Raw genomic sequence first — 10,780 nt, 5'->3', positions numbered from 1 at the left:
AAAACTTTCGCTCCTTACTACATTTCATCTTCTATATCTAGATCACACTGAAATGTTGCTCGACTATATACATCTTCAGATGTGATCGTTATGGTATTCCCAACTCCGACATGAGCTTGATTCCACTCGTCATCAGGTGTACCATCAGCATTTGTTTTCGTCCAAATAAATGCCGAAGAAGGCAAACTGCTTGTAATGTTGTCCTTGCCTTTGAATGCAACAGCGACGAGGGTGGTATCTATTAATCCATTCTTGAAAGAGGTGCCGTTCGTAGATAAAATATCTATTTTATAAACGATATTGTTTTTAACTTCATTGAGGTTTTCTTGAGTGGTTGTTGCAATGGTTTGAGCATTCTGAGCAACCTGAGAAGAATTTGTAAAAGCAATATCAACACTTCCCATTATCAAGACTCTTCACCTCGTTTATGCTCGTTTAATCTATACAATTGATTAGTTCGTTGAGTCTCATAAGTATCTTCATTTCCCCATGAAAAACCTTGAATAACCCATTTCTTACCGTCTGTATCGTAGTAGTAGCTGATGCACTCCGGTTCATCGTACTTACCTATTTGATTAATTGTTCCTTTATCGAAAGTATAGTTAATGCTATAGACTAACGATTTTGAACGAATATCGCAGCAGTACATAATTCTTGGATCCTCACCGTTTACATCGCCAGCGCAGAAGTAAGCATAAGGAAAATCAAGGGCAGATGATTGGAAGGTTTGAGTTTTACCGTCAAATCCAACATCGTCGCCAGACATTGTATAGATTGGCTTCCACTTGTCTCTTTCAATATCTGATCGCTTACAAACATAGAAGTCTACTTCACCGGTGCTTGCGAAAATATATTGATTTTTTTCATCATAATTAATACGGTGGTACTTTGTAGAGGAACCAATCATATAGAATTGCAAATTAGAGTCACCAAATTGAATAACCTTATTTGGGATGTATTTAAATCTAGCAATACCCCAGTAGTGAGTGCCATTTAATGTAGATCTTTTTGTATCGATAATTGCAGACCAAATGTAAATGTCACTGCCAACATGTTCAATTCCAAATTGAGATCCATGACCTCCACCGATAACCCACATCTGATCTTTGTATGTTCCGTCAATTGATGTTCTTGTTATGTTGTAAGATTGCCATCCACCATACTGTGATTTTTTCGGCCCAGAGTATTCCTGAGACCAATAAATATTTCCGTTGATAGCATCCACTTGTGCATATTGAGCTACTCGTTTATTAACATCACCACTATTGTTCGTTAGGGGAAGAGTAGCAAAATAAGCTGCGTCTTCTTCAGAAGCAAAGAGAATAGGGCTTGAGATCCCATTATTAACTTGGCATCTAATAGTACTTCCGGCAACTTCACTTCCTACAGTGATTACGTTTCCGACCCCAACCATCGAACTTTCCCATTCTAAGTCATGAGATCCATCGGGGTTGATTTTCTGCCATACGTAACTACTATCATCAATTGAAGTAGTAACTTCCTTCATTCCTGAATAGACTCTAATAATGATTCTTTTTGTGCTAGTTCCATCAGCAAAATCGGTACCATCTGGAGTGAAATACTCTACTTTATATGATTTTGCTTCTTCAGCAGCTTGTTGGGCCTGAGAAGCTTGAGCTCGCAGCGCCCAAATTTCTGCGGGAGTTACAGCTGCAATTTCAACATATTCGCCAATAACAACTTGAGTATTTTCAGGATTTGCTTTCGATTCGTCATATTGGATCACTCTTGCCGATAAGGTTAATTCTGGCTGCATAGAGTAATCGACAACACGGATATGATCTCCGAGGGAGACTTCATAATCAAGGTGGGCTACAGAAACATTGTAGGTGTATTTAGGGTGGTTGTAGTTTGCTAATTGCTTTTTACCCCAATCAAGCAAACCACTTGGGTTGAGGATTTGATCGTTTGTAATATATCCTTCTAGGTAAGGACCTCCATTGTTGTATAAGTCGTTTGCTTCATCATCAACAACATAATCCTTACCACCATTAACAGAAGAGATTGTGGTGGGATTTCCGTTCTTATCATTTCCTCCGTATACATGGAGGAGGGTATACAATTGAGTATCATCACCGGTACGAGTAATTCCTGTTAAATCATGAGAGTATTCTAATCTACGGCCGTTTGATTCTCCTAATTCAGGGACAATATCAATGAGTTTATTTACAACCTGGCCGTTATAAACTTGAACATAAGCTCGAACTTCTACTTCATATTGGCTAATTAATTGATCTAACCAATACTGAGCATTGTTTCCTGAACCGATTTCTAAAGATTTGTCTCCACCAAAAAAGTTATCTGTTCCTATTTGCCATCCTGTTCCTTGAAGGATATAAGAAAATGCATCAGTACTATTAGCATTACTGAATGTCTTCGCCGGAACGATTTTATGGTTAAAATCCCATATAGCAAGGTTGTATGCCTGAACTGTTTTGACATGAACGGGACCTACTGCTTCATCTTGCCAATTATAAATTCTATAGCAGTAATGATAACCGTCATTACCCTCTACAAGAAGGTGATAGCCAGATGTCATCATATCTGTTTGAGGAAACCCATAGGGTACGGAGAGTTGTAAAGTATCTAACCACACTTTACCTTGATCATCAGCAATCTTTGTTGATCTCAAGTCGTTGTAGAATTTGCAACCAAGGTTTCCTTCTAAATCAAGGACCCCACAAACTCTAAGATCCGGATCCAGGATTGTATACATTAGGCTATCACCTCTTTATAAAGTTGTTGGGGTATATTCCATATACCATTCTGCGTCATCTAAATTCGGTTCGAAGGCGAAAGATTTAGGAACTCCACCGTCCATATCGAAGAATTTACTACCGATATAAAAGTTTTCCATAAACAAGTCACCGTTTTTATAGACTGTTCTGTCTTCACTATTAATCTTAATTTCATCTCCTGCACGAGCAATTACTGCAGGTTTTGAGGATGATGAATTTCCGCCATCAATAATATTCCATACTTCAATATCACAAAGAGCAAGGTAGTCATTTTTATATGAAACAGCTGGATCTACTTTGTCTTCCTTAATATCGTATTTAGCTGTATAAAATGCGACCCCAGCTAGAGCATCACCAAAAGTATTTTTTGTATCTGTCCAAGTCTTTTTAATTGGCTTAGACCAAGCTGGATTACAATTCTCATCTAATTTCATAATCTCAGCTGTATATTTGTTTCCAATCTTAGTCATCTGAAGGTAACCATAGAAATCAGTAAAAGTACTTGTGCTATTATCAACATCCAATTTGATGGTTTTCCATTGTTGTTGTGTAACGGTTTTTCCTTTAACCTTCACTTTTTTCGTACCATTTTTGACTTTGATGGTTTTAGTGGTTTTCTTCTTTTTCTTAACGGATCCATTTGAAGCATAAATTTCATGATGAACCCCGTTTGAATCGTAACCAACTTGAACTTGAGCCATAGTTATTTCACCAGTAGACCCTAAATCTTTAAGCATAAGTTTTCCGATACGCTTTCCGTTAGAATCTAGTAAGTAAACTTCAATTTTTCCCATAGCTCGAGGATAGTAAGATACAATTTTCATTCTGGCTCGAACCCGGAAATCTTTATAGCTTGCAGGAAGCCATTGTTGTCTAACTGGTCCATGCCATTTACCCTCAACTTTGCTTCCGAAACTTGAAGGTTTTAATACGTTAGGAGAACTCGTCATTGTTCCACCTGGTACTCCATTTTCAATATAGAAGGTTAGATTAGAAGAAGTGATTTCAGTCCAAGTAGCAAGAGTATTACAAGGATCTTTTAGAACTCTTGGTTCTTTATCGATTGGAGAATCACCCGTATCTGGATCAACATCTTGACCAATATAAACGTAATTGTCATCTTCATCAGAAATCGCGATTTTAGTTACGTCCTTTTTAGGAATGCATGTGAAGATAGGGTATGTTACGGAGTTACCTTGTGGGGTGATTGTTTCAGGGCTTTCAGTTATATCTTGAGATATATACTGACCATAACCTCTTGGGTCAGAACAGGAGAAAGTGAGAGTTAATGTTCCATCAAAAGATGATTGGCTTAATCTTGATACCTGAGATATTTGACTAAAGTGACCATAATAGGTGTATTCAGCATCATCACTAAAGACCATAGGATACTCTCCATCACCAGTTATGGTGATTAGATTTGATAGACGTTGAATCTTATCAACTCTGTCAGCTTCAGAAGTAGCTTTAATCGTAACATCAATTTCAAATACCCTTTGACCGTAACTATTGCCTTGAAAAATCTTACCCATCATACCAGGAACGTCTTGGACGTTCTCTGATATTTCTGGGCCGATATTTCTTTTGATGTCATTTACAATCAGATCAAGATCAGTGTTGGAGTTAAAACCACAAAAATTAAATGTTACTTCGTTCAAGTAGTTACCACTCCTTTAGCTAAGTTTCTTAATTTTGTTTTTTGATCTGCATACTTTTTATTGGTGTTATAAACTTCTTTACCATCTAAGTAAAGTGAGTTATCTTTGGCCAATAATTGAGTTAGGAGAGTGATTTGTTGCTGCATAAGGGTAATCTGAGCATCTTGTCGGGCAATAACCTCAGAGTAATCATTGTTCACTGTTACTTGCGATCCGTTAGGAACACCTAAAATCTGTTGAGTTTTAGATAACAGTTGCAATGCCCTTGTCCGTTTTAAAGGGTCAAGTGGAATAATTGATTCAGGTTTATTTCCCTCAGCAATATTCGCAACTTGTGCCCTTGTAACAATGCCTCCGTTTGCGTAACCATGTCCTTGCCCTAATGCTGATAAAGTTGGACCGTATCTATGTTTTGCATAGTTTAAGGCAGCCAACAGGTTATCGAAGCCATTAAAGATATTGTCATGGCCCTTAAACTTGTAGGCATTGAATGTACTTGAGATAGTTTGCATCAAGCCTTTAGCCAAATCGCCCCGAATCGTGTTTATATCTGTATAACCGTGCTGAACGGCTTTAGGATCTCCACCAGATTCAGTTTGAATTTGTCTCAAAACTTTATTAACCATTTCAGTACTTGTTGATAGACCATTCATCTCTAGTGCTCTCTTAACCAAAGGTTTCCAACGCTGAACACCTTTTCCTGGTGGGTTATCAGCTGTAAGTAAACCTTTGATCCAATTTACGGCACCGTCTTTGACAGATGTAACTGCACCTTTAACCATACCGAGAGTTGGATCTTTAAGAGCGTCCAATTTAGTGAACTTAGAGATTGCCATTTCTAATAACTTCGTTGGGTGAGTTGCATAAGACCAAATATCTTTTGCTGCATTCGTCACTTTAGAAGCTGCAGAAGAAGCAAACTCTTTCGTCTTATCCCATGCACTATCAAGCCAACCAATACCGGTTGAATACTTAGGTGCCATTTTAAGAAGAGCAGCTGTTTTATTTCCATCAAGAACCGATGTTCCTTTAGGAAGATTCAACATTGTTTCTTTCTTAGGAGATAAGAACATTTGGCCATTTGGAAGAGCTATTAACTCTTGTTTGTTTGGGCCTTTACCATCAGAAACAATAGCTGGTCCACCTGGGTGATTGTCAGTACCACGGGCATATTTTGGGACATCCCATTTAGGAATTCTTAATTTCTTAGGGGCATGAACTTTATCGAGGATCCAGTTCACACCACCAGTTACGCCATTGACCCCTTTAGCCAATCCTTCAATCAAGATCTTAGCAACGGCTTTGGCGCCCTTACCGATTGCTTTAGCACCATTCTTTAATCCATCACCCATCCGGCGAGGTAAAGATTTGATGCCGTCAACCATCTTGGTCCAGATGTTTTGAGCACCTTTCTTTAATCCGTCAAAGATTTTTAAGGCGTTTTGTTTAATATTGGTGAAATACTTAACGACTGTTTTAAAGACATTTACAACTGGTTTGATGATTACGTTAGAAATTCCACTCCAAGCTTTTTTAGCGAAATTCCAGATCCAGCTGAAAACTTTTCCGATGAAGTCTTTGATGTTTCCAAATCGGGTTCTCACAGTGTTATACAAAAATTTCGCAGTAGTAACAAAGATTTTCTTGATCACTGACCAAGTTGTAGAGATTACTTTGCTTATTACTTTGAAAATTGTAGTCACAATAACTTTCATACCGTTAAATTCAAGTTTTAAGAATTTAACGATGTACTTAATTACTGTGGTAAACACGAGTTTGATTCCGCCCCAGACTTTGGAGATAACCGTTTTGATTCCACCAAAAACTGTACTCGCTGTTCTTTTCATGATATTAAAGTTGTCTTTCAAGAAATTAACGATCCACTTGATTGGAGTCTTGAAAACAGACTTTAATATATTCCATAGACCAACAAACAATGCTTTGAAGGATCCAATGAATAAGGCAGCGCCTTTAATCATTTTTCCGAACCACATTAATTGGATTGCATTCCAAATTAATTGGAAAGCTCCAAAGAACAATTGTTTGATACCTTCCCACATCTTCTTCCAGTTTCCAGTGAATAGACCACCAAAAACTTTCGCGATACCCATGATTATATTAAGTGTTCCATCAATAACACCTTTGATGTTATTCAGTACTGACTTAATAAGAGCCAAGGCTACCGTAAAAACCAATTTGAATACGACTGAAATTGGAGGAAGTAAGACTTTGAAAAGAGCTACGAGGGATTTGAGGATTGGACCGACAATTTGGAAGATGGTAGTCATAACAGTTGTAACCGTTTTAACTATCCCTGAGAAGATATTGACAAAAGCTTTTGTTATCATCGGACCGTTCTGTTGCCAGAAAGCACGAATCTCAGTAGTTTTCGCTTTGATATAAGTTATAACAGACATGATTACTTGTCTTACTTGAGCAACCATACTTCTGATACTTGAAATATCTTTGGCACTTAAGACACCTGATAAAATCGATGTACCTTTTTTTGTGTTACCAGAGAATAAAGCGAAAATACCAGTTATAACAGTTTTAACTTTGCCGTAAGCGCTAGTAAGTGGGGCAGTCATGTTATAAAATGCCGATTTTATCTTATTTACAGAATCGACAATGACTTTAACCATTTCTGGAGGCATTAGAGAAGATAAGAGACTTTTGCCTTTAGATTGATCACCTTTAAATAAAGCAAAGATCCCGGAGACAGCTTGTTTCACTTTTGAAAAGGCTGTTCCAATAGAAGCTCCAATTCCATTTATGAAATTACGGAAAGTCTCTGATTTCTGATATGCAACTGCAAAGGCAATTCCGAGGGTTGAAATGGCTGCAATTGCGAGTCCGATTGGCCCTAAAGCAAAGTTCATGACTGAACCTAGAGTTGCCATAATTGCTTCAGATTCAGCAATTTTCCGTGTGGCGCTAGCGACAATGGCCCCGAATTCTCCGAAACCTTTAATCGCTCCACCAATACCGATCATAGTAAATCCGATTGCAGTTGCAATTAGTCCAAGGACAGCGACTAATGCTGCCCCAATAACTAAAAAGTGTTGAACAGGAGAAGGAAGGGCATTGAATACATCTACAACTTTTTGAATAACTGTAGCAACGACTTTTAATGCTGGAGTAAGATTTTGTCCAATCGTAATTCCCGCAGTTTCAACTGATCCCTTTAACTGTTCAATTGTTCCTTTTAAGTTATCGAGTTTAGTTTTTGCAACATCATCTGCTGAAATCTTTCCTATTGCAGCTGCCATATCATCCATGCCTTTAGCGCCTTCTTTATAAAGGATATTGGCAGCACGGATTGCATCGGTACCGAACATAGTATTTAGAGCTTGTTGTCTCTGTTCATTACTCAAGTCTTTTAATCTATCCTTGAGTAAGGCAGCGATTTCGGAAATGCTTTTAAGGTTACCATTTTCATCGTAGAAAGCACTTGAAGCCAAACCAGAATATGTTGCTAATTTGTCATACTCTTTAGCTACTTTTGCAGCTGAAGCTCCATGACCAGCTTGGATTTTCGCTAATTTTTGAACGGCTGCTGATACATCTTTAAATTCTGTTGAAGCCGGTTTAATTCCACGGTCGACTAACCATTGATATGCCACTTTCGTGTTAGCTGTAGCTAATCCAAGAGAATCCATCATATCTGATGCAGCTTTTGTGTGAGGGGAAAGGTTAAGGAGCATTGTTTTGAGGGAGGTACCGGCATCTGAACCCTTCAATCCATTTTGAGCGAATGCGCCTAATGCTGTTGAGGTATCTCTGAAACTTAAACCAACACCTGAAGCAACTGCAGAAACCATTGATAAACCGTATTTTAATTCACCAACGTCAGTTGCAGAAGCGTTTGCCGCACCAGCTAAAATATTGGCAGCGTCAGCTACAGATATATTATCATCCCTGAAGGCATTCAATGCTGTTGAAGCAATTTCGGCAGCATCTTTTAGTTCTAAACCACCAGCTGTAGCTAATGATAGGGCACCACTTAAACCCCCGTTGATAATATCTTTTACACTAACACCGGCCTTAACTAGTTCTTCTTCAGCTTGGGCAGCTTCTAATGCACTATACTTTGTTTTTGCACCTTGGATAACAGCAAGTTCTTCAAGAGCTTTCCCATACTTATTTACTTCATCTGGGGCCATAACGGATTTTACAGCTGACATTTGGGATTCAAAATCCATGGCACTCTTAGTCGCAAACCCCAGTCCAAGAGTGAGGGCACCTGTCATTGGAACTACAGACTCTTTAATATTTGAACCAATATCGTGAATCTTTTCTCCAGTTTTTCTGGCTCTATCTGAAACTTCTCTCATTCTTGAAGAAACCTGTCCGAGGTTATCAGAAAGTTCTCCAACAGAAGGGGAGAGACGGTCAAATCTGTTTCTTAATTGGTCTAAACGTTCTTGAGCCCGTTGTTGTTGTTCAGTATACCTTTGGAGTTCTTGCCTTGCTGCTTCAACCCTCGAATCATTCTCACCAAAAGTATTTGATAGATTATTGATTCTTTGTCTTTGGGCTTCAATTAGGTTATTGTAACGGTTAACTGTTTGGGATAAACCGTCGATTCTGGCACGTTGAGCCGAATAGACTCTACCACTTGCATTTAAAGAAGCAACATTCTCTTGAGTAGCCCGAGTAATGTTACTAATCTCTTGTCTTAAATCTGCTGTACCAGATTTGAGATCTTCGAGTCTACCTTCGGTAGTTCTTAGCTGTCTTTCCCAGGCAGCTTGTCGGGTAATTGCGGAGTTGATTTGTGAAGCTAATAGCTGAACTTGTTTTGAACCTTCACCATAAGTTTGAATGGCATTCTGGTGTTGTCTACGTAACTCATCAATTTTACGTTTGTTCGCATCCATTATTTGAGTAAGATCTTTAATCTTATTCTCTAATAGAGCGTATTCATCACCAGCATTTGAAAGAATCTCAAGGTTCGCTTTCATTGCTGTTTGAGCAACTCTAATTTCTCTCTTAATACCTTGAAGAGTATTAGAAAACTGGGTTCCATCCATTGATAATTGAATGACCATATTTCCTAGTGGGGTTCCAGTCGTCGCCATCGCTCCACCTCCATGACTTCATTAAATCGATTTGAAGAACTCTTCAATATCGTCAGTTTTTGTTTTCTTCTTTTTGTCTCCCATTAAGCGCAAGAAGCCATTTATGTCCATTTCTTCAATATCCTTATAAGACCAACCGGCCTCGATCAAATCTTTGTAAATCTGATCGAGGTTATCCAGGTAATCTTGGTATGACTTTATTCCGTCACTTTCGCTAGTTCCATCTGTGACTTCTTTTTTTTAGCTTCTCCACCAAGTACGTCTTGGAGGATTCCAGATAAAACTTCGGCGATTTTGTCAGAGGCAATACCATCATAGATAGTGTCGAAATTGACTTTTTCACTTCTAAATAGGCTTGCGACAAGAGCAACCAATTCGTCTAATTGTTCAAGCTCATTCATAACTTCTGTTTCTTGCTTGACTCCGAATTCGATTACCCGACGTAATGCTCGGGCTGAGACAAATCCTTCAGTGAATGTTTCAACTTTGTCTAGTTCAGGGTTATATAATTCAATTTTTAGCATCGTGAAAATTTCTCTCCTTTGTTTATTTGGTATGTAAATAAAAAACTAGATGCCGAAGGCATCTAGCTTATTTGTGATTAGGCAGTAGTAGTATCAGAAGTCTCAGTAGGGGTTGTTGTTGAGGTGTTAGTTGAAGTTTGACCTTCAGCTGTTGTTCCATTCCAGCCGGGGAAGAGTAATTGAGTAAATGCAGACACAGTGAAGCCTTGAGTGCTTGTACGGCCTTTAGCATAAACAATACCGTCAGAATGGCGAGCAACAAATTCACCAGTCAAAGCACCATCGGTTGTATCAGCTTCTTGTCCTTTGTCCTCACCTGTTTTAAGATCGAATCCATCAGGGTGACCGAATTTACCTTTTGCAAGGGCAATATAAATGTCATCATTGGCCAGGCCTTTTGTTTTCATAATTACGGCACAATAAGGGGCAACTGTATCAGCACCAAGAGTTGTAATTCCATTTTCATTTGTCTTAGCTCCAGAGATGTCTGCGATCATTTCTTCTGTTAAATCAGCTGTATTAAGTTCTAATTTAGGGTTAGAAACACCGACAGCAGAAACATAGAATGGAACGTTGGAAGCATAGACTGTATTAGTCGTTGGAGCCAAACCTGAAATTTTAGCTTCAACAGCACCACCGACTTGGGCGTTAATTTTATGAACTTTTACTACCTGTTCTTGATCATTAAGAATAGCAATTTGGACTTCTTCAAAACCTAATGTTGCCACTAATGATTTCCTCCCTTAAAAAAAATAAGC

At 38.5% G+C, this 10,780-nt stretch carries 6 protein-coding genes; all 6 read right to left on the bottom strand.

Features of this window, described 5'->3' with window-relative positions; translation table 11 throughout:
- Window positions 1–17 precede the first annotated feature (17 nt).
- A complete protein-coding gene (locus JQX68_RS21635; protein ID WP_013603358.1) occupies window positions 18–404 on the bottom strand; it encodes a hypothetical protein in 387 nt (128 codons plus the stop codon).
- Between the two features lie 2 nt (window positions 405–406).
- Window positions 407–2,737 carry a phage tail spike protein gene (locus tag JQX68_RS21630; protein WP_205440659.1) on the bottom strand — a complete coding sequence of 777 codons (2,331 nt, stop codon included), beginning with the start codon at window positions 2,735–2,737 and terminating at the stop codon, window positions 407–409.
- A gap of 15 nt (window positions 2,738–2,752) precedes the next feature.
- Entirely contained in the window at window positions 2,753–4,417 is a 1,665-nt protein-coding gene (locus tag JQX68_RS21625) for a distal tail protein Dit (RefSeq protein WP_205440658.1), read from the bottom strand.
- Entirely contained in the window at window positions 4,414–9,498 is a 5,085-nt protein-coding gene (locus JQX68_RS21620) for a phage tail tape measure protein (protein ID WP_205440657.1), read from the bottom strand. The genes JQX68_RS21625 and JQX68_RS21620 overlap by 4 nt, the downstream gene beginning before the upstream one ends.
- 197 nt (window positions 9,499–9,695) lie before the next feature.
- Window positions 9,696–10,022 carry a phage tail assembly chaperone G gene (gpG, locus tag JQX68_RS21615; protein ID WP_009968605.1) on the bottom strand — a complete coding sequence of 109 codons (327 nt, stop codon included), beginning with the start codon at window positions 10,020–10,022 and terminating at the stop codon, window positions 9,696–9,698.
- A gap of 77 nt (window positions 10,023–10,099) precedes the next feature.
- A complete protein-coding gene (locus tag JQX68_RS21610) occupies window positions 10,100–10,750 on the bottom strand; it encodes a major tail protein (RefSeq protein ID WP_009968606.1) in 651 nt (216 codons plus the stop codon).
- Between the last annotated feature and the right edge of the window lie 30 nt (window positions 10,751–10,780).

The organism is Bacillus sp. LJBS06 (assembly GCF_016924995.1).
GTDB lineage: Bacteria > Bacillota > Bacilli > Bacillales > Bacillaceae > Bacillus > Bacillus stercoris.
The sequence above is the reverse complement of the archived record's forward strand: the minus strand, read 5'-3'. Positions and strand labels throughout refer to the sequence as shown.

Excerpts from the sequence above, each read along its gene's own strand:
- JQX68_RS21630 (WP_205440659.1), bottom strand. The coding sequence starts at position 2,737 with ATGTATACAATCCTGGATCCGGATCTTAGAGTTTGTGGGGTCCTTGAT.
- JQX68_RS21620 (WP_205440657.1), bottom strand. The coding sequence starts at position 9,498 with ATGGCGACGACTGGAACCCCACTAGGAAATATGGTCATTCAATTATCA.
- gpG (WP_009968605.1), bottom strand. The coding sequence starts at position 10,022 with ATGCTAAAAATTGAATTATATAACCCTGAACTAGACAAAGTTGAAACA.
- JQX68_RS21635 (WP_013603358.1), bottom strand. The coding sequence starts at position 404 with ATGGGAAGTGTTGATATTGCTTTTACAAATTCTTCTCAGGTTGCTCAG.